This is a genomic window from Psychromonas sp. SR45-3, from assembly GCF_014163575.1.
GTDB classification, from domain to species: domain Bacteria; phylum Pseudomonadota; class Gammaproteobacteria; order Enterobacterales; family Psychromonadaceae; genus Psychromonas; species Psychromonas arctica.
The window spans coordinates 1-21,960 of record NZ_JACJDP010000047.1 but is presented as its reverse complement, the minus strand read 5'-3'; the positions used below and the strand labels follow the sequence as shown (position 1 = coordinate 21,960).

The window sequence follows — 21,960 nt, the reverse complement described above, 5'->3', positions numbered from 1 at the left end:
TAAAGGTGCGCTACAATGTTTTATGAAGGCACTGAGAAACGTTTAGTCATCAACACAAAAGGACTCAATCTTTTTGATTTTGAAGATGAGTTTTGGATAAAGTTAGTCGCACATTGTGGAGCTGAAGTATTATCAAGTATTCGTAATTCACAGGTAAAAGCTTACTTGCTTTCAGAATCCAGTTTATTTGTATGGAAAAATAAACTGATTTTAATTACCTGTGGTAATACACAATTAGTTAAAGCGGCCCTGTTTATTCAACAACAATTTACTAAACAACATATCAGCACCCTTATTTTTCAACGTCATCAAGCCTTAAAACCACAATTACAGCGTTCTAACTTCAAACAGGACACTCTGCTATTAGAAAAGCAGTTTAACGGCCAAAACATGCATTGGCGAGACGGCTATCAAGGGGATTTATTTGTATTTGGTGAGGTTTCATCAGGTAGCATAATAACGCAAAGTATTTATATGCTGCATGGGTTAAATAGTGAGCTAGCAAAAACGTTACAAACTAACCCGTTAGACAAACAAACTATTTTAGCAGCATTAAAAATCAGATTATTGTTTGAGCCTCCATTTAAAGAAGATCCATTGCGTGAAAATTTGTTAATCGACCATTACAGCTTTAGCCCAAAAGGTTATTCATTGAATGCCATTTGTGGTGAAGATTATATCACCCTGCACTTAACCCCTGAGAAAATGAGTACTTACCTGAGTATTGAAACAAGCTTTGCAAAGGAAAGGTGTATCGACTTGATCAACCACTTACAGCAATTATTCCTGCCTAATGAAACCAAAAGCATGCATTTCAACTCACTGGCACAACAGTTAACTATTAGTATCGTTTAGCCGTTAAATGATGCCTTATAGTTTCTTATTGCAGGAAGCCCCTGCTTCCCACAGTCTTCATAACTTAAGATAAAGAGACTAAGGCTTTAATAAAAAGACTGCTTCTACACGTTCATTGATTTCTATCTGATTATTTTGATAGCTTGGTGCAACTTGATCACTTTCCATTGCTCGCATCAAAATAGGTTGAGCATTGTGGGTTTGGTAGTTAATCGAATACACATTACCTAAAGCGCTGTGGTAACTGTTGGCTAACCCTTCAGCTTTGCTAATAGAATCTTGTACAGCCATATCACGTGCTTTTATTTGCCACTGTAAGGGTTCTTTAAGTGAATAGTTAATTTGCCCAATATTTGAAATATCATTTTTCACTAAGATCTGTAATAACTTATTTAACTTTTCTACATCGTCTAATTGATAACTTAAATTACGTGTTGCTTTAATCCCGACTTGAGTACGTTTTTTCTCAATATACTCGTATTCAGGACGCAATTGCACATCGGCACGTGTTAGTAATGCTTGATCAAATTCACTTTTTTGTAATTGAGACAAGACTTGCTGTACTTGCTGATCCACCATTTGCTTTGCATTATCAGCATCATTTTCCATGGCAATAGCTTGAAACTCAATGCGCACAGTATCTGGTTTAATGTGTATTTTTGCATTGCCTGATACTGAAATATGAGGTTGATCAGGTAATGTTGCAGCCTGTCCCGTTGCCGTTAACAAACAACTCAGCAGTATTATATTGATTATTTTCATCATTCCTCTCAGATTACGCAGCCAATTTTAAAGCTATATAATACCTAGATTCCTTTGGTAATACCAAGCAGAGCTAGGCTTATTCTCTGCTTAATTAAAAATATTGATGAGAAGAATTAATCATTAAGTTATGGAGCCCCAAAACTACCTAAATAGTAAAAACGTAACCTGCGCATTAAACACGTTAGAGAGGGTTGTTCCATAATAAGGTTAAGTTTTTAATATCATACCGCTTATAAAAATCGGCCGGCTTTCCCTTTCAACTTTAAGCCTTAATTTGAGCCTCAACATCAAGCAAAGCAGCTAGATAAGCTCTCTACTTTCATTAATTGCAGCATCACTTCATTCTCAATAACTTAATCTATGCTCAGAGAGTGAGGAAGGGGCAACCTAATGAGAATGGCATCATATGGACAAGTCATAGATTGTGATCGTGATAAGTTGGTAGGTTGGTGGTTGATAGGATGGTAGGTTGATAGGTTGATAGGTTGAGATAAGTAAATTAATGGTAAAAAAAAGCCAGCAATTAAGCTGGCTCTATCTACTTATAAAGTTAACCTATAAAGCGGTTAAATTATAGTACGTCTACTGCATTAAGGTCAGAGAATGCTTTCTCTAAACGAGTAACCATTGATGCTTGACCTGCGCGTAACCAAACACGTGGATCGTAGTATTTCTTGTTAGGAGCATCTTCACCCGTTGGGTTACCGATTTGACCTTGTAAGAAATCACGGTTAGCCGCTTCGTAAACACGAACGCCATCCCAACATGCCCACTGTGTATCTGTATCGATATTCATTTTGATAACACCGTAACCGATAGACTCTTGGATTTCTGCTTCAGAAGAACCAGAACCACCGTGGAATACGAAGTTTAATGAGTTAGTAGGAAGGCCGTGTTTTTCAGAAACGAATTTTTGAGAATCACGTAAAATTGTTGGGGTTAGTTTAACGTTACCTGGCTTATATACACCGTGTACGTTACCGAAAGAAGCAGCGATAGTGAAACGTGGGCTGATTTTTGATAATTCAACGTATGCGTAATCAACTTCAGATGGTTGAGTGTAAAGTAAAGAATCATCCATATCTGAGTTATCAACGCCGTCTTCTTCGCCACCAGTACAACCTAGTTCGATTTCTAGTGTCATACCCATTTTAGCCATACGCGCTAGGTATTTACCACAGATTTCGATGTTTTCTTCTAATGGTTCTTCAGAAAGATCGATCATGTGAGAAGAGAATAATGGTTTACCTGTTTCTGCGAAATGTGCTTCAGAAGCATCTAATAATCCGTCGATCCATGGTAGTAATTTTTTAGCGGCGTGGTCAGTATGTAGAATAACTGGAACACCGTAAGCAGCAGCCATTGCGTGTACGTGCTTAGCACCAGAAACAGCACCTAAAACAGCTGCTTCTTGACCGTCAAGTTTAAGACCTTTACCAGCGTTAAATACAGCACCGCCGTTAGAGAATTGAATAACAACTGGCGCTTTAACTTTAGCAGCAGCTTCAAGTACAGCATTGATTGAATCTGAACCAACAACGTTTACCGCTGGAAGTGCAAATTTATGCTCTTTTGCAACAGCAAATACTTTTTGAAGATCATCACCAGTGATAACACCAGGTTGTACAACGTCTAAAATCTTAGTCATGAGATATACCCTATCTATTGTTTTAAATTAAAATCTGTTTCGTTTCGCGATTCTAAGACAATTATGTCACAAAGAATACGCATAAAAAAGCGAGATAAAATCTCGCTCTAAACATTTGAATTAATCGTTAGCTCGTAATTCTAACATTGCTACTGCCGGTAACTCTTTACCTTCAACAAACTCAAGGAAAGCACCGCCACCTGTAGAGATGTAAGAAACATCTGCAGTAATACCAAACTTGTCGATAGCCGCCAGCGTATCACCACCACCAGCAACAGAGAATGCATCTGATTCAGCAATCGCTTTAGAGATTCCAGCTGTACCTGCTTCAAAGTTTTTGAATTCGAACACGCCAACCGGGCCATTCCAAAGAATTGTTTTAGCACCTTTTAAGATAGTCGCTAATGCCGCCGTTGAATCTGGACCTAAGTCGAAAATCATATCGTCATCTTGTACGTCTGCAACATTTTTGATCACTGCTTCAGCATTTTCATCAAATGCTTTTGCACATGCAACGTCTGTAGCAACAGGGATTGCACATTCAACCATTAATTTTTTAGCTGTTTCAACTAAATCAGCTTCGTATAATGATTTACCAACATTGTGACCTTGTGCTGCGATAAATGTGTTCGCGATACCACCACCAACAACTAATTGGTCTGCAATTTTAGATAATGACTCTAATACTGTTAATTTAGTTGATACTTTAGAACCACCAACGATTGCAACTAATGGGCGAGCAGGGTTATCCATTGCTTTACCTAGTGCTTCTAGCTCTGCAGCTAATAAAGGACCAGCACAAGCAACAGGAGCAAATAGACCAGCACCGTTAGTAGAAGATTGAGCACGGTGAGCCGTACCAAATGCATCCATTACGTAAACATCACATAATGCAGCTAATTGCTTAGATAATGTTTCATCGTTTTTCTTCTCGCCTTTGTTGAAGCGAACATTTTCAAGTACAACCACTTCACCAGCATTAAGTTCTAAGCCATTTAAGTAGTCAGTTGCTAAACGCACTGGTACGTCTAGCGCTTCATTTAAGTAATCAACAACAGGTTGTAGAGAGAACGCTGCGTTTTCTTCAGCAGACGCGCCTTCAGTTGGGCGACCTAAGTGTGACGTAATCATCACTTTAGCGCCTTTTTCTAAGGCTAATTTAATTGTTGGAATTGAAGCACGAATACGCGCATCTGATGTTACTTTGCCATCCTTAATTGGAACGTTAAGATCTTGACGGATAAATACTCGTTTACCGGCTAAATCTAGATCAACCATTTTTTTTACTGACATGATGTGTCCTCTCATTTTATTTTGAAAACTATTTTTGAAATCATTTTAAAAACTTTTTTGAAAACTATTTTAAAAACTATAAAATTTCTTACCTATTCTCTACCGGCCCAATCGTTACCTAGATAGTGACAGGCTCTGCGTTGACGCAGTCTAAAATACAACATTATGTCGTTATATTCTGAATATCTGAGCGCATTATAAACCAAAGTGTTTGTTACATCGATCACAAATCGCAATGGTGTGTAATTTACCTTTTTAATGGGGTGGAGTGGTTTGATTTATATCATCTAAGTCAAACTTCTTTTAAAACGCTTAAAAAAACGACAGAAAGTCAGTTTATTTAATGGCACAAAAAGATATAATTCATTGCATTAAATGGGCTAAATAATGCAATAAGTAGATCCCCCCTACCCTAAATGATAAAAATGTGAATTTATCATCATGTTAATACTGCTAATTAGATGGTAAAATAACGCCTTATTATTTATATCAGTTATTTGCACACACAAAAGAAAAGAGTACCGTTAATTAATGAATATTATTCAGTTAATTCGACATACCTGGCGAATCTATTTTTGCCTAGTCGTGTTCACAACCATTCTGTTACTCACTACTGTATATGGTAAATATGATGAATTATTAACAAAAAGAAAATATGAACAACTGTATATAACCAAAATAGTTAAAGCGGATATCAATTCTTTATTATCCACCTACGAGTCTATATTAGATCTTATCAATGTCGGATTTAATGAAGACCATCAATTTAATCAATCGGTGTTACAAAAAATACTAAAGAAATCAGATTTAATAGCAGGTTTTGCTGTGTTTAATTTAGACGGTACTTTACGTGCAAAAAGTGACAACCTTCCGCAAAAACTCTTTGAATTGAAAGGCCATCACTACGTTGAACAAGGCTTTTATGGTCCAGTCACCGCTGATAAGTTAATGATCAGCCGTCCTATTTTTTCACCTATCACTAAAAGATGGATCATCCCGATACGTAAAGCGTTGATTGATAAACAGGGATCAGTGACAGGTTTTTTATTTTCTGCGATTCTTATTAATAAATTACAACCCAAGTGGCCTCTATCAGAGTCCTTTGGTAACTCACTAATGCTGATTCTCGATCAAAGTTTCTATCGTCTTTTAGACACTACATTGGGCGCTAAAGAATACGCAGAGAATTTTTCAACTCCGTTTACAGAACAACATCGCAATGAAATAGAAAAAGAACTCAAGAAACAAAATTTAACGCTTGAAATGTTGCGTGATACAGAAGAAGTGGTTCAATTCACTTTCAATAATAAAAATAAAGAGGAATTACATAGTTTATCCTTTAATAAACAATATCAATTCTGGACGCATGCTAGCCGCTCATTAACCAGTATTAACAACCCATTACTTTACACATCAGCCTATTACTACATTTTATATTTTGTCTTTTTAGCGGTGATTTTTTTCCTCTTCAAATGGATAATCAAAATAGAACAAAATAAGTTAACAGAATTGACCTATAAAACAGAACATGATGATTTGACTGATTGTTATAATCGTTCTGTATTACCCCATTTAATCCACGATCTAACCAACGTTAAAAAACCATTTTCAATGTTATATATTGATTTAGATAACTTTAAAAACATTAACGACTCCTTTGGGCACAAGTATGGGGATGCTTTATTAAAGGCAGTTAGTCTTCGAATTCAACAGAGTTTAACGGTGAAAAAAGGGAAGTCAGGTGATTTAATTCGCTATAGTGGTGACCAATTCATTTTATTAATAGAAATGGAAAATAAACAAAAAATATCTGATTTTGCTAAAAAACTACTTGATGATTTAGCTGAAATGCACTGTATTTTTAATCATAATTTATCTATTACTAGTTCAATAGGTATAGCCTGTTATCCACGCGATGCAAAACAGTTAGATACTTTAATAAGCTATGCTGAAAATAGCATGTTGATAGCGAAAAAAACCAAAAACCACTACCTTTTCTTTTCACAAGAGGTCCATCAACACCTGCTCAAACAAACGAAAATAGAACAAGCATTACGCTTTGCTATTGAAGAAAACGAAATCAGTCTCGTTTATCAACCGCAAATGGACACGTTCAATAAACTCTATGGCGTAGAAGCATTGGTTCGCTGGGAAAGTAAAACGTTAGGTGTTATAGCGCCGGATATTTTTATACCTATTGCAGAAAAAACAGGCTTAATGCCAGTCCTTGGCCAACACATAATGAACAGAGCTATGTATGAAATAAGTAGCTTACAACGCAAGTCAAAAACAACATTTGCTTTATCGATCAATGTTTCAGTGAGGCAGTTTGTACAGACAAATTTTTTTGAAGCATTAATTAAAAGTATTTTGTATTTTGGAGAGAAAAACCTACCCATTACAATCGAAATAACTGAAAGTTTATTTATTGAAAGCATTGATGTACTTCGCCCCATTTTTACTAAAATGAAAGATCATAATATTTCCTTAGCTTTAGACGATTTTGGCACAGGTTATTCCTCTCTTAGCATGCTTAGAGATGTGCCCATTGATCAATTAAAAATAGATAAAAGCTTTGTCCAAGACATCAACAAAAATAAAACAGATAAAGCGATGGTGAAAAGTATTATCGGTATGGGAAAAAACTTAAATATGCGAGTATTAGCAGAAGGCGTTGAAACCGCAGAGCATGCAGAGATCCTTGTGGAGTACGGATGTGATTTATTTCAAGGTTACCACTTCTCTAGAGCTTTACCGATCAAAGAGTTGGAGCTCTTTATTAAACAACGCCAATAAAGTGGTACAAATATTTATACGAGCAAAAAATTAAAGTAAAAAGTATTGCTTGATACCTGCTAGGACATTGGCCACCGCAACGGAGGCTAATATCATACCCATCACTCGGCTAATAAGGCTCGCACCAGCATTGCCAATAACACGATGTATTTGGCTCGCCGCTAACATCAGCAACATTGTAATCAACAAGACTAAGAGCATAATTAATGCGGTTTGAGTTTGCTCCCAAATACTATAACTTGAGTTTTCAGTTAATAAGACAATGCCTAACATCGCACCTGGGCTAGCAATTGATGGAGTCGCGATGGGGAAAATGGCAGCTTCATTTTGCTTGGCTGACATCTTACGTTCAATATCTGGTTTACTCTCTCCAAATATCATCGATAAAGCAAACAAAAACAGTACGATCCCCCCCGCTATTTGAAAAGCAGAGAGAGGAATTTCAATAGAGGTCAGGATAAACTCGCCGGCGACCAAAAAGAAAAGCAAAATAACGGCTGAATAACCCGTCGCTTTTAACGCAACTTTACGTTTCTCTTTATGGTCAAAATGACTGGTAACAGCCATAAATACAGGAACCGTACCAATCGGGTCAATAACTGCAAACAAGAAAATAAAAGTTGCGACATAATCAATCATAATAATATTATTCCTGTTATATTTAATCCGTTTTGATAAATAATATACCATAAAATAATTACGCCAATCACATAATGAATACTCAATTCATAGAAAAATAAGCTCAATATTATAATGTTTAATCACAGAATTTATTAATTAGATCATGTACAAATGAAGTTAAAAGCCTACTATTAGCTATCAAGAGGCAAAAAACAGACATAAGTGACATTTTACGATGAATTGAAAGATCCCATTTATTACTAACTTAAAGTAATGAATGGCCTATAAAGACTGCCAAAAAAGTCAGCTATATTTGACTTTAATTGCAAAGCGGTTTTCAGAAAAGAACGCCATTATCACTACAGTTAACTCTAACATAATGATCTTTCGAGCATTCAGGACATACTACGGTAGCTACTATTAACATTAATCAGCCATTAATATTATTAAAAATGTGCTTAAAGAGGATCGAGGAAAACATGAAACTTTCAAAAGCATCTATTTATGTTTCCTTGTTTCTCTCACTGATCCTCTGCGCAAATTATTATGTCACTTTGGAAGTGAAAAAAGCTTACAACAACCTGATACAAACACAACAACATAGTAAAGCATCTATTAACCTCACCAATGGATTACAAGTAGAAACCAACGAGCTAGCGCAACTGGTTAGGCTTTTTATTTCTACCAGTGAAACACGTTATCTTTTTTATTATTACGATATTATTGCCATTCGAAATGGGACGAAACACGCACCTGAAAACTACATCCCGTCATTATATTGGGCAGACGTTATTGCCGAAAGAGAATCTCACGCATCATTAGCAACGCAAGGAGGTACTTCGTTAACTACAAAAATGAAAGGGTTAGGCTTTACTCAGCAAGAATTGCTGTTACTGCAAGAGATTTTAAAGGCTCTAGAAACATTAAAAAATGTTGAGCAAATAGCCTTTGCCAGTACACAGGGGTTATATGACATTAACAATAATGAATATGTTTCTGACGGGGAGCCAAATTTAGATTATGCAAATAAGTTAATATACAGCAATACATATAATGCAGAAAAAGCCACACTCTCACATGCTTTATTCAATTTATCACAGCAAGTGCAAAAGCGAACCGACAACGCAATACAAGAAGCGAGCACACTGTTAAATACCTTAATAACAAAAGCGAGTATCGGTTTGTTATTGACCTTTCTACTTATTTTGCTTATTTATCTTTTATTTAGACAATTTATTTTAAACCCTATTAGTTTACTTTCAAAGGTCGCGGAATGTTTAGCATCAGGGCAATATTCTGCACGAGTTTCTAAAATGCGAGCCGCAGAAGAGTTATTAACTTTGGGAAAAACACTAGATCACATGTCCGAATCCATTGGCAAAGATATAGATAATAGAAACATAAGCCAAAAGAAATTAGAACATGCAAACCTAATTGTGCAGGAAGCAACACAAGCTAAGTCGATATTTCTAGCTAATATGAGCCATGAAATAAGAACGCCAATGAACGCGATTATTGGTATGGCGTACTTAGCATTGAATACCAAACTTTCTTCACAACAAGCGAATTACATAGAAACGATTCATAATGCAGGTCAATCTTTACTTAATATTATTAATGATATTTTAGACTTTTCAAAAATAGAAGCAGGTAAAATAGAACTTGAAAAGACCTCATTTCAATTAGAAACGGCGATAATTAATTCATTATCCTTGGTCAAGCAAAGCTTGGCGAAAAAAGACATTGAAATGCTAGTAGAGATAACAAGTAATTCATTATTGAATGACACTAAAGTGCTTGTTGGCGACGCCATTAGGCTCGGCCAGATACTAAATAACCTATTATCAAATGCGATCAAATTTACCCAATGTGGTCACATAAAACTCACCATCTCCACAATAGAAAACACCGCTACACAAACAACACTTAGCTTCTCAGTAGAGGATACTGGTATCGGTATGACAGATGAGCAAGTGAGTCGATTATTTCTAGAGTTTGAACAAGCAGATAGCTCAACAACACGTAAGTATGGCGGTACTGGTTTAGGCCTTGCTATCACAAAGAATTTAATCGAATTAATGGAGGGGGAAATAAAGGTCAACAGCACCCCACATAAAGGAACTACTTTTTCATTCAGTGCAAAATTTGATTTACCTGAAAAACAGCCCTTTGCCCATAGCCAAATCAATGTTGCAAATTTACGAGTGTTGATTGTTGATCAACAACAAAAATCAAGATTGCATTTACAAGCGATGATGCAACGACTTGAAGTAGGCAGTGAGGTTGAGCATGGCATAGAAATGACCGATAGTGGTCTTGAGGGCCTTCTCATGATACAAAATAAATATGATACAGGAACACCTTATGATTTAGTCTTTTTTGATTGGACGAGTAAAGATATTTCAGGAAAGCAGTTTTTACAATCCCACAGTGAGAAAAAATATTTAGAGAAAACTAAGTTGATCATGATGTCTGCTAATGAATATGGAAATATGCATAAAACAGCCACAAAATATGCGATTGAACATTTATTATCTAAACCTATTTTACCGACAACACTGAAGAATGTATTCAATTCAATTACCACTTCAGAAAGCAAATTGGCTCGGCCTATCTCAACTAAAAACGAGCTAAGTCTACAGGGCATTAAGGTATTATTAGTAGAAGATAACAAAACCAATCAACAACTCGCGATAGAATTATTAAAAATGAAAGGCGCTTTAATTGATACGGCAAATAACGGGCAAGAAGCAGTACAAAAAATATTAAATGGCAAAATAACCCAATATAATATCGTGTTAATGGATTTGCAAATGCCTGTCATGGATGGCTATGCAGCAACTAAACTATTACGTGAGCATCAAGAATTTGCAGGCTTGCCTATTGTCGCGATGACAGCACATGCGATGGAGCAAGATATTCAGAAGAGCCGTCTTTGTGGCATGAACGGACATATATCAAAGCCGATAATTCCCGAATTACTCTACGCCACAATCTATGAATTGCATAATAAGATGTCTCTGTTACCTCTTGCCACGGAAACTAATAAAACCATTGATAGCGAGGCTATGTTTGCTCCTATTACAGGTTTGAATATCGTCCAGGGCTTAAAGAATTCAGCAGGCAGAGCTGACTTATACCAAAAAGTGCTAGTTAATTTTTTTAACGATTTCAAAAATTTTTCGGAAAAGTTTACATTATTATTAGCAGCAAGAGATTGGAAGAGCGCAGAGTTAATGGCCCATTCCTTAAAAGGTTTGACGGAAACAATAGGAGCTAATCAATTGACTCAACCAGCCGTTGAGCTTGAGCAAGTGTGTAAACATGCAAGTTACTCCTCGGCGACAGTGATCCTAAATAAACTACTCACTGAATTAAACCCGTTATTAATCCAATTAAAAAAAATACACCTTCATAGCGAACCTCACAAAAGTCCAACAATATCGGTAATTAGCGATGTACTTATATTATTAGAGTGTCTACTTTTAGAGAGTGATGTAGAAGTTATCGAACAATGGAATAGAAACTATCCACTATTAACCAATGTATTACCTGAAAAAATACTTTTACAAATTAACCAATGTATCAATAATTTTGAATTTGATAGTGCTTTAAATCACTTACAAGAATATAAAAATAGAGAAGGAATGTATTAATGACGGGGTTAAATGACAAACCTACTATTTTAATTGTGGATGATACACCGGCAAATCTAACTCTTTTAATGGGCTTACTTAAAGATAAATATCGGATTGTAGCGGCTAACAATGGAAAAAAAGCGATTGAACTTGCACTTGCTTCGCCTCCAGATTTGATATTACTTGATATCATGATGCCAGATATCGATGGCTATGAAGTATGTATTCGCCTAAAAGAAAGTGAAATAACACAGCACGTCCCTATTATATTTTTAACTGCTAAAGTTTCAGTAGAAGATGAAGAGCGTGGTTTTGAATTAGGCGCCGTCGATTTTATACATAAACCTATCAGTCCTTCGATAGTCATGGCGAGGGTGAATACACATATTAAGCTTAAAACTTGGCAAAATTATTTACTTGATAATAACATTTGGTTAGAAAAAGAAGTGTCACGACGCTTAGCTCAAGTGAACAAATTACAAGATGCGACTATATATGTAATGGTCTCTCTTGCAGAGTTTCGAGATGAGTGCACAGGTAACCATATTCGTCGTACACAGGAATATGTTCGCTCGCTAGCAGAGGAACTGACTAAATTGCCTCATTATGCGTTTACATTAACACCCGAAGTCATTGATTTGATCACCAAGTCATCGCCATTACACGATATCGGTAAAATAACCATACCAGATAATATTTTGCTTAAACCAGGCAGGCATACTGAGGCTGAGTTTGAAATAATGAAAACTCACTCACAACGTGGTTATGACATTCTAAAACAAGCCAGTGGTTTGATGGGGGGGCAAGGTGAACTACTCCGTTATGCAATGGATATCGCACTCTATCACCATGAAAAATGGGATGGTTCTGGATATCCGAAAGCATTGGTAGGTAATAATATTCCGTTAGCAGCTAGGTTAATGGCTGTCGCCGATGTCTATGACGCATTACGTAGTGCACGGCCCTATAAAGAACCTTTTTCACATCAGCAATCAATGGAGATAATTGCTAAAGGCAAAGGCCATCATTTCGACCCTGAAATTGTTGAGGCATTGTTTGCCATTGAAGAAAAATGCATATCAATCATAGATAATTGGCCAGATGATTAAAGTACACTATTTTGATTCACCTATTTATCGCTGTTGTATCTAATCTGAGAGTGGAATAATGATGGCTGAATATATCAATGATTTAAGTAATCAGACTTTATTACTTAAATCAGCGTTGAAAATTGACATACTTATTAAGTAAAAACTTCATTAGGTAATGCGTGAAAGTATCACTTTCTTCTCCCGCAATAAAAACTCCGATAATACAGTCTGCCACGAGGCGTCCTCTTTTGAGAAAAAAGTGACATTCCTTTTTATTTATAAAATTTAGATATCGATATAAGCCACTAAGAATGTTAATAAAAAGTAAATATCAACTCCAATAAGTATTGGAGCAACCAAAAAAGATCAAATAAAACAAATAAAATGATATAAACTATAATCAAAATAGGGTAAATAATAAATGATAAGTGCTTACAAAAGTAAAGTGACTCGCAAACTTTTTAAGCTTCATCCCTTGCAAAAAAAACAGAGTAGATAAAAAAAGGATTCGATTCTACGACATATTTATATCAATAAGTGGACTAAATAATTTATGTTGGAAATATAACTTGGCTATCAATAGCCTTTTTGATTACAAACTCCTGATTAAAATGTTACCACTGGCTATGCTTTATCATAACAATGCACACGCAGAGATAAGTTATGATTTTTCAGGTTTTGGTACCCTAGGTTTTGCTGTTTCAAATAATCCCTCACCATATCTTCAATATATTGATAATGAAGGAACTTTTTCAAAGGACAGCTTAATCGCAGTACAACTTGACATTAAATTTTCTTCCAAGTTAAGTGCAACAATACAAGCTAAACTTGCAGCCAATAACTCACAAGCTAACGGAGTGGATGTTGATATCACTTGGGCTTTTTTGTCTTATCGTCCAAATAATGACTGGCTATTTCGTATCGGTGAATTACAAGTACCTGGCTACCTAAACTCAGTGAATAGAGATGTAGGTGTCACTTATAATTACGTTCGTTTACCTGCAGAAACCGACTCAACCTCTCCTATATATCATTTCACAGGAGCGGCAATCAGTAAAACATTCAACTTTGATGACAGTGATTTTATTGTTGATCTCTATGCTGGTAAAAAAACAACAGATCTTCGCTACTATATCGGTAATGAGATATTAGGCGCTTACACTCAAGGTAGTAGCTATAACCAAGTGGATATTGATCTTGTTGGTATGTCCTTTAGTTACAAAACACCTAAACATACCTTTGTTGCAGCAATGCATAGAGTAAAAGTAAAAAATGAAGGAGGTGAAGAATGGTTAAAAGAGATAGGATTCACAGAGGTTATACCGGGTTCAGAAATCGGGTATTACAATAATGATCTTAGCAGTGGTGCTTCTGTAACCAATCGTTTGGATTTATATCTTGCGAATATTGGAGCAGATATTTATCTTGGTAATGACCTTCGCTTAGCTTCTGAGTTAGTTTATAGAAAAACCAATGATCTCAATATTGGCATAAACGGTGTTTTAGGTTACGTGTCACTACAGAAAAGAATAGATAAATGGACCCCTTATATTTTCTATTCGCAGATTAAGACATTCAGTAATGATTTAAAAAAACATCAGCGAATAGATAGCAATCAAGTCCCAAGTGCAATTCCTAACGCAGGCTTAGTCAATGCATCACAGCATGTTATAGCGGATATTTATCAAGCATATGACCAATTCTCTGTTGCTATTGGTACATCCTATCGCTTTAGCCCAGTGAGTGTATTAAAAGCTGAAATAATGTTTGTTGAAGTTGATGATACATCAAGTCTATTTGATGTTTCATCCCAGAGTGAAAGTAGTAATTACTCGACGACAATATTTTCTCTCTCCTATAGCTTTGCTTTTTAGGAGGTGACAAATGACTAATCAAGGATTCATTATTACCTCACTGATATTAATACTTTTTGTTTCCACCCCTGCTCAATCAGAGCTAGTGATTATAGGCAATAGTAAAACAGTGTTTTCAGAACTCAACACACGTATTATCAGTCGAATTTATACTGGTAAAATAATAGAAATTGAAGGGGTTTCCGTAATACCTATTAATAGCACTCAGACAACCGCTTTAAGAAATAAATTTTTAGAAAAGTATTTGTCACAGGATGAAAATGAATACTCGGCATATTGGACAGTGAGGCGCTTCATTGGTAAGGGAACCCCACCTAAAGAATTGGCATCAGTAACCGATATTATTAATTACGTCGGTGAAACACCCGGAGCAATAGGTTATATTGACACCGATTCAATCTCTGTCCCTAGCTCTGTAAAAATAATAAATCAGTAGATCATTAATAACTTTACGACGACAAACAAAGAGCGAACATTAATCTAATACAGAAAGCTTAAATGATTGGTATCAACTGATTTTATATTTTTAACTTCACATTAATACACTAAAGGGCTCTATTGATAGACTCAATATCTTTTAAACGCCTCCATTTAGGTATATGTTTATATTATTTATCATACAAAATATAAAAATCAGCAACAACTTAGGCAAATAATCTCTAGGTATTAAGATCAAGCTCTAACGCGCACATTATAGTGGAACAGTAAGCTATAAGTTCATGGATGAACTAAAGTAATTTAATGATAAGCAATATGTTTAAGGAAGAAAGTTGAGTAAAAAATATTTTTATTATTATCAAGGACTGATAACAACTATATTGATGTCATCGTTTTTTATACCCTCTGCTAACGCTGAAATAAACTATAATTTTTCAGGCTTTGGTACGCTAGGTTATACGCTCTCAGACCAACCTTTTAAGTATCTACAATATATTGATGATCAAGGTACATTTGCTCGCGATAGTCTACTAGCAGGATAACTAGATATTAAATTTGATCCTAAATTAAGTGCAACTATCCAAGCTAAAGTCGCGGCTAGTGAATCTCAAGAAACAGGTCTTGATGCGGACATTACATGGGCCTTTTTATCTTACCGCCCAACTAATGATTGGTTATTTAGAGCCGGTAAATTACAGATACCGGGTTACCTCAATTCAGTCAATCGCGATGTTGGTGTTACTTATGATTATGCCCGTCTTCCGAGTGAATTTGATTCAACCTCTCCTATTTATAGCTTTCTAGGTGCATCCGTCAGTAAAACCTTTGCTTTAGCTGATAATGAGATCATCATCGACGCCTACGCAGGTAAAACTAAAGCAGCTTCACGATATTATATTGGTGATGATATTGAGGGTTTTTATCAAGAAGGGGCTGATTATTATAAGCTAGAGGTAGAGGTTGTCGGTACTTCAATCACTTATAAAACCACTCATAACACCTATTTAGCTGGGTTACACAGAGCCACTATAAAAAAAGCAAATGGACAACCATGGGTCAAAAAAACAGGATTTACAGACATCATTCCAGAATTGGGAATTGGTTACTATAACGACCAAGAAAATAGTGGTACGACAACAGCTAATAGCTTTGATCTCTATATTGCTAATATTGGGGCAGATATCTATCTCAGTAATGAGGTTAGGTTAGCAGCAGAACTAGCGATTAGAAATACCAATGACATTGAAACAGGCATTAATAGTATTGCAGGTTATATCTCTTTGCAGACAAAAATTAATAACTGGACACCTTATATTTTCTATTCTCAAATCAAAACCATCAGTGATGACTTTAAAGCCTATAGCCAAATAGATAATAACCAAGTACCAAATTATATCCCTTCTGCAAGTGCGATTAATGCATCTCAACACGTCATTGCAGATTCATTTGAAGCCTACGACCAATTTTCTATTGCAATCGGTACGTCATATCGCTTTACCCCCGTTAATATGCTTAAAGCTGAAATTATGATGGTACAAGTCGGTAAGTCATCTAGTTTGTTCGATATTCCATCAGGTGCAGCGTCCAAGGACTATAGTACGACTGTTTTTTCAATTTCTTATAGTTTTGCTTTTTAGGGAGGTAATATGAAAAATAAACTATTCACAATCGCCTCTCTATTCTTAGTATTAATCACCTCTCTACCTGTTAAAGCAGAAGTGGTGATGGTTGCTTACAATAAAACAGATATAGATGGGCTTGATGCACGTATTATTAGCCGACTTTATACAGGGAAAATAGTTGAAATTAACGGCATTTCAGTCACACCGGTTAACCAAGATCCATCAAATCCATTAAGAGAACGTTTTTTACAAAAATATTTATCCCAGAATGAAGATAAATATTCAGCTTATTGGACAGTTCGGCGCTTCATTGGTAAGGGCACACCGCCAAAGGAGTTTTCATCAGTCACTGCTGCAATTGATTATATTATCGAGACACCCGGCGCAATTGGCTATATTGATACGGATTTAGTGGTGTTATCTAGCGACATCAAAATCATCAGCAAGTAGTATTTTTTAGAGTTAACTATTTAAAAAATAAAGAAAGAAGTATTTATCTCAAAACTAAATGTTGAAAGTACGGATATTAGTATTATCTCAATATAGCAACGACTAGAGAACAGTTATGTTGCTCAGAAATTAATACCTTACTATTAACTTGATACTTTGATTTAAAAATTTTAACTCAAAGACAGAACAACCAATCGACATTAGGTAGGTGCTAATCTCGACGGATGTAAACAATAAAGATGTACTCAAAGTAGTAACAAACGGACTTAACTAAGCACAACATTGGAAATGAAATTGACTACAAAAAAAAAACCTAACTACTGCGCATTAATTAAATGTAATACATTGTTAAAAATGACATTAACATTCACTATCGTGATGCTTTGTCATAGCAATGTGAGTGCTGCAATTAGTTATAATTTTTCTGCTTTTGGGACGGTAGGTTATGCAATATCAGATCAGCCTTACCAATATATGCAATATGTTGATAACGAAGGCACCTTCGCTCAAGATAGTCTGATTGCCGGCCAACTAGATATACAATTCACACCAAAACTAACAACAACCATCCAAGTAAAATTAGCTGCTGATAAGTCACAAGAAAGTGGCATTGATCCAGAACTTACATGGGCTTTTTTATCTTACCGTCCCAATAATGAATGGGTTATTAACTTAGGTATGTTGCCTATCCCTGGTTACCTTAATTCAGTTAATCGAGATGTTGGAGTCACTTATGATTATGTGCGCCTACCTGCTGAATTTGATTCAAAATCACCTGTTAATAACATACTTGGCGTTTCAATTTCCAAAATAATTCCACTGCCTGATAGTGAATTTATTATCGATGCCTATGCAGGAAGAGCAAAGCATAAATGGCGATACTATATTGGCGATGACCTCGATGAGACATACTCAACAGGGGCTACTTATAATAAAGTCACTTTAGATCTTATTGGTACATCAATTACTTATAAGACGACAGAGAATACTTATCTAGCTGGAATACATATGGCAAGGATCAAAAATTATGGCGATAGTCTATGGCTTAAGGAGATTGGATATCAAGCCTTTTCACCTGATATAGGTTTTTACAATAATTATGCTAGTGATGGTGCAGTCGCAGTTGATAGTTATGATATGTTTATTGCAAATATAGGGGCAGATATACACCTAGGAAACGATTTTAGATTAGCATCCGAGCTGATATTACGGAAAAATATGGATATTGATATTGGCTTAAATACCCTTTCTGGATACGTATCACTTCGAAAAACAATGAATAAATGGACGCCTTATCTGCTCTACTCTCAAATAAAAACAGAGACAGATACTTTAGATACCTACCAAAAAATAAATAATAATGAAATTCCTAATGGCGTACTTAGCGATGCGCAAACACAGCAGATTAATACCTCACAACATGTCTTAGCCGATATTCATCAAGGTTATGATCAGTTTTCAATAGCACTGGGAACCTCTTATCGCTTCAATCCTTTAAGCGTATTAAAAGCAGAAGTAATGTTTGTACAAGTCAATGATGCTTCAAATCTATTTGATATTTCATCTGATTATCAATCAAGCAATTATAACGCAACTATCTTTACTGTTTCTTATAGCTTTGCTTTTTAGGGAGGGTATGTTTATTAACTGAAGTATCTTTATTAACTGAAGTTTCCTTATTAATACAAGTAACAAAGAAAATAGCAAAGGTAGAAATGAAAAAGCCCCGACATAAGTCGGGGCTTTAAAATGTGGCAGGGGTGGAGAGATTCGAACTCCCAAAACAGGCCTAACCAACCACAAAGCCCGTAATTACTGGCTTTGTCATTTTTAAATAGCTTAACTTTGTACCACTACTTTGTACCACTAGAAATACGATAATGCTTTTTATTACTTCTTTTGTCAATGTATAAAGCAGTAAAGAAGCCCCCACACTTTACATCAGTAAAAAGTTACAAAGTTACACTAAAATCACAAGAAAGTTACAAGGTACCCCTAGCATTGGCGGGGCTTTTGATAGGTTTGTAACATTGCAACATTTATTGAATAAATACACACACATATATAGGGAGATATGGTGGGTAAACCTGTAATCTAATGAGCGGTTAATTTGTCATCCCACTTAAGCATAAAACAATCGTAGAAAGACTTAGTCCAGCTTTGTTGACTTAACCACTTAACACTATCTTCTCTCATTGATTGACAATGATATTCCATATAGTTCTCGTAAGCTTTTACTTCATCTTCTACTGCTTCACAGGGAGGGAAGTTCCAATTAATGAAATTAAGAGTGCTCCACTCACCGCCATGATATTCAGTAAGAAAATAATCGCTAATTATCTCGTCCCTATATTCACCAGCCTCCCATTCACAATTAAAACTCTTGGGGAACACCCCCTCTACTGGATGTCGTACTTTATAAATCTCAACATCTTCATCCAATAGCTTATTTACATGAACAACCCCGATGAGAGCAGTATCTATTGTGTCATTTACTCGACTATTTCGCTTGGCAATATTATTTTGCTTTGCAGAACATTCTCTAAGGTTTTTGATGCGGTTATCGAGAGGGTTATGGTTAATATGGTCTATCTGTAAATTAGTAGGAGGCATTAATATCAACCGATGAATGTAGGATCGACTTGCCCCGTTTGCTCTGCCACAAAACTGCCCATCATTTCTTTTATGTGCAATAAATGCATTAGACTCAAGTAAATAAAGGCTTCCTGCATCTATCAACATAAAAATATGATCATCTAGGTACACTTCTGCAACAGGTTCACATTCATAAACCGTTAAGATTACTTTTTTATTGTGTTTTCCATAACCGCCTGAGTATTCAAAGCGAATCTCATCATCTCGGTAGGATTCGTAATGTTTTAGCCCCTGATTATTCATCATGACAATCCCTCCTGCTTTAAAACTTTACCAACTGTATTACGATGACAACCAACCTCGTTAGCAATGGCTAAGTGAGTTAGGTTCTCATCTCTCAGTAAGATTATTTTTTCTCGTTTAGTGCGAGTGATTCGATTAGTGTGCATGTTTACTCCGTGATTAATTGACTGGTATCAATATTTTAATCGTTTTGAACAGTAGTGAACCTCAAAGCCCCTTCTTGCACACCCAATTCAACATCTAAGTACTTGTCGGGTATAAGGAAAGTAATGACAAACAACCATGGAACTAAACTCAATGACATTCAAAAGACTAGCCATAGAATTACTTAAATCAGCCTTAATTTCTGTGCTGGTGCAGTTTCTAAAATACCTTAAACCTAATCATAAATTTTCATTTTAAAAGCTTCAGAAAGGACTACATCATGGCAACCGTTGGATATGCACGCGTAAGTACGACAGGGCAAAATTTAGAATCTCAGCTAAACGCATTAGTGGAATGTGAAATCATCTTTCAAGAGAAGCAAAGCGGTGCAAAGAAAGAGCGAGGAGAGCTTAATCGTATGTTGGAGTATGTTAGGGAGGGAGACACGATAAAGGTAACTAAGCTGTGCCGTTTAGCACGTAATACGAAGCATTTATTAGAGGTGGTTGAGCTACTGGATAGTAAATCTGTCTCATTACAAGTGATTAACCTAGGTATTGATACAGCCTCCCCAACAGGCCGTTTGATGATTACTTTAATTGGTGCTATCGCAACTTTTGAACGTGAATTATTACTTGAACGACAAGCGGAGGGGATCGCCATTGCAAAAGAAAAAGGGAAATATAAAGGGAGAAAACCGATTTCATTAGCTAAAAGAAATGAAGTGTTTGAGTTTGTTAATGATGGTATGACATGTAAGCAAATATCTAAAAAGTTGGATATTAGTTTATCATCGGTTTATAGGTTGTTGAATACAGCGAGGTGAAATACACCTCGCTTTAATTATTTCAAAATAGTAACTTAGGAGAGAAAATCAACACTCTTTTTTATTTTCATTTCTTTAGTCATTATTTATTTCTCTTTGTTTGCTGGTGATTTAGGTGGAGGCGGCGGTGGTGGCATTGTCTTTATCTTTACATCACTCATTTCTAACTCCTTTGTGGTGGTTTTCTTGGAGGTGGTGGAGGTGGTGGAACTTGAACCATTGGTGGTCGAGGGGGCGGTGGCACTCGAATGGTTGGAGAGTTGGGTGTAGGTCTCCGCGGCGGTTTGGGGATCATGTTTTAAAGTCTCCGTATTATTAATAAAAAACAGTCCGATACATAATATACCTATTATTAAAAATACTGGTGAAAAGTAGTGAGTCCATTGGGTTATAGTACGTAAAAAAGGTATTTCTTTAAATTCAACAACCTCAGGAAGGTCGGTGACATCGTCATCTAATAAATTTATAATATCAGTTCTGTTATTCATTATTTCATCACATAATTTTCCATTTGTTTGATAGATGAAAGAGGACAACATCATACTAGCTATAACTAAAATTAAAGAGACCACTAAGCAATACATTCCGTATTCTATATAATAAAAGGTAATTATTTGAGGGGCTTTAGAGTCAAATATTAATTTACTTAATAATGTAATGATCAAGCCAATTGAGGCACTTGCTAAAGTTAAAACAAATTTATCAGTACTTTCAGACGTACATCGCTGTCCGTTTATTATCAGCTCACGATAAGCAGCATAATATTCATAATCTGAGTAATAGCCTTCTCTTGATTTGATCACAACATCTCCATTTTATCTATAAATTATCTAAAATATAATATCACTATATAAAGCCAAAAGTTTCACTTTAAAAGTAAGCGTCTAGCAAAGCACACCTAGTATCGACTTTCTGATTGTTTAAAAATATCTGCTCAATAATAAATTCGGATCAGATAATGCAAACTTACAGAACAAGCGCACAGTGGCAACAACTCTTTC

17 protein-coding genes are annotated in these 21,960 nt (G+C 35.7%); 11 read left to right on the top strand and 6 right to left on the bottom strand.

The window, feature by feature from the left end; translation table 11 throughout:
• Positions 1–15 precede the first annotated feature (15 nt).
• The gene (locus H5084_RS17310; RefSeq protein WP_028870438.1) at positions 16–855 is read left to right on the top strand and encodes a hypothetical protein; all 840 of its coding nucleotides are present in this window, start codon (positions 16–18) and stop codon (positions 853–855) included.
• Between the two features lie 78 nt (positions 856–933).
• Here H5084_RS17310 and H5084_RS17305 read toward each other — a convergent pair whose 3' ends face one another.
• The 3 genes from H5084_RS17305 to H5084_RS17295 form a co-directional block, all read right to left on the bottom strand.
• The gene (locus tag H5084_RS17305; RefSeq protein WP_182691858.1) at positions 934–1,617 is read right to left on the bottom strand and encodes an SIMPL domain-containing protein; all 684 of its coding nucleotides are present in this window, start codon (positions 1,615–1,617) and stop codon (positions 934–936) included.
• 574 nt (positions 1,618–2,191) lie between these two features.
• The gene (gene fbaA, locus H5084_RS17300) at positions 2,192–3,268 is read right to left on the bottom strand and encodes a class II fructose-bisphosphate aldolase (RefSeq protein WP_028870436.1); all 1,077 of its coding nucleotides are present in this window, start codon (positions 3,266–3,268) and stop codon (positions 2,192–2,194) included.
• A gap of 120 nt (positions 3,269–3,388) precedes the next feature.
• Positions 3,389–4,561, bottom strand: a complete 1,173-nt coding sequence (locus H5084_RS17295; RefSeq protein WP_028870435.1) for a phosphoglycerate kinase — start codon at positions 4,559–4,561, stop codon at positions 3,389–3,391.
• Between the two features lie 531 nt (positions 4,562–5,092).
• Here H5084_RS17295 and H5084_RS17290 point away from each other — a divergent pair.
• Entirely contained in the window at positions 5,093–7,357 is a 2,265-nt protein-coding gene (locus H5084_RS17290) for an EAL domain-containing protein (protein WP_182691856.1), read from the top strand.
• A 30-nt stretch (positions 7,358–7,387) separates the two neighbouring features.
• Here H5084_RS17290 and H5084_RS17285 read toward each other — a convergent pair whose 3' ends face one another.
• Complete coding sequence (locus tag H5084_RS17285) at positions 7,388–7,996, bottom strand: MarC family protein (RefSeq protein WP_182691854.1); 609 nt, start codon at positions 7,994–7,996, stop codon at positions 7,388–7,390.
• A 461-nt stretch (positions 7,997–8,457) separates the two neighbouring features.
• Here H5084_RS17285 and H5084_RS17280 point away from each other — a divergent pair, with 461 nt between their 5' ends.
• The 8 genes from H5084_RS17280 (at position 8,458) to H5084_RS17245 (ending at position 18,720) form a co-directional block, all read left to right on the top strand.
• Positions 8,458–11,634 carry a response regulator gene (locus H5084_RS17280; protein ID WP_182691852.1) on the top strand — a complete coding sequence of 1,059 codons (3,177 nt, stop codon included), beginning with the start codon at positions 8,458–8,460 and terminating at the stop codon, positions 11,632–11,634.
• Positions 11,634–12,725 carry a two-component system response regulator gene (locus tag H5084_RS17275; RefSeq protein WP_182691851.1) on the top strand — a complete coding sequence of 364 codons (1,092 nt, stop codon included), beginning with the start codon at positions 11,634–11,636 and terminating at the stop codon, positions 12,723–12,725. The genes H5084_RS17280 and H5084_RS17275 overlap by 1 nt, the downstream gene beginning before the upstream one ends.
• Before the next feature lie 551 nt (positions 12,726–13,276).
• Positions 13,277–14,581, top strand: coding sequence for a hypothetical protein (locus tag H5084_RS17270; RefSeq protein ID WP_182691848.1), 1,305 nt, complete (start codon positions 13,277–13,279; stop codon positions 14,579–14,581).
• Between the two features lie 10 nt (positions 14,582–14,591).
• The gene (locus H5084_RS17265; RefSeq protein ID WP_182691846.1) at positions 14,592–15,017 is read left to right on the top strand and encodes a hypothetical protein; all 426 of its coding nucleotides are present in this window, start codon (positions 14,592–14,594) and stop codon (positions 15,015–15,017) included.
• A gap of 334 nt (positions 15,018–15,351) precedes the next feature.
• A complete protein-coding gene (locus tag H5084_RS17260) occupies positions 15,352–15,561 on the top strand; it encodes a hypothetical protein (RefSeq protein WP_182691844.1) in 210 nt (69 codons plus the stop codon).
• 549 nt (positions 15,562–16,110) lie between these two features.
• A complete protein-coding gene (locus tag H5084_RS17255) occupies positions 16,111–16,656 on the top strand; it encodes a hypothetical protein (protein ID WP_182691841.1) in 546 nt (181 codons plus the stop codon).
• Between the two features lie 9 nt (positions 16,657–16,665).
• On the top strand, positions 16,666–17,091 hold the full coding sequence (locus tag H5084_RS17250) for a hypothetical protein (protein ID WP_182691840.1): 426 nt from the start codon (positions 16,666–16,668) through the stop codon (positions 17,089–17,091).
• A gap of 294 nt (positions 17,092–17,385) precedes the next feature.
• Complete coding sequence (locus H5084_RS17245; protein ID WP_182691838.1) at positions 17,386–18,720, top strand: hypothetical protein; 1,335 nt, start codon at positions 17,386–17,388, stop codon at positions 18,718–18,720.
• A 465-nt stretch (positions 18,721–19,185) separates the two neighbouring features.
• Here H5084_RS17245 and H5084_RS17240 read toward each other — a convergent pair whose 3' ends face one another.
• Positions 19,186–19,992 (bottom strand): HNH endonuclease, encoded by an 807-nt coding sequence (locus H5084_RS17240; protein WP_182691836.1) that lies wholly within the window; start codon positions 19,990–19,992, stop codon positions 19,186–19,188.
• 421 nt (positions 19,993–20,413) lie between these two features.
• On the opposite strand from H5084_RS17240, the gene H5084_RS17230 reads away from it, so the two are divergent.
• Positions 20,414–20,959: a recombinase family protein gene (locus tag H5084_RS17230; RefSeq protein WP_182691832.1), complete on the top strand. Its 546-nt coding sequence runs from the start codon at positions 20,414–20,416 to the stop codon at positions 20,957–20,959.
• Positions 20,960–21,045: 86 nt separating this feature from the next.
• Here H5084_RS17230 and H5084_RS17225 read toward each other — a convergent pair whose 3' ends face one another.
• Complete coding sequence (locus H5084_RS17225) at positions 21,046–21,762, bottom strand: hypothetical protein (protein WP_182691830.1); 717 nt, start codon at positions 21,760–21,762, stop codon at positions 21,046–21,048.
• Between the last annotated feature and the right edge of the window lie 198 nt (positions 21,763–21,960).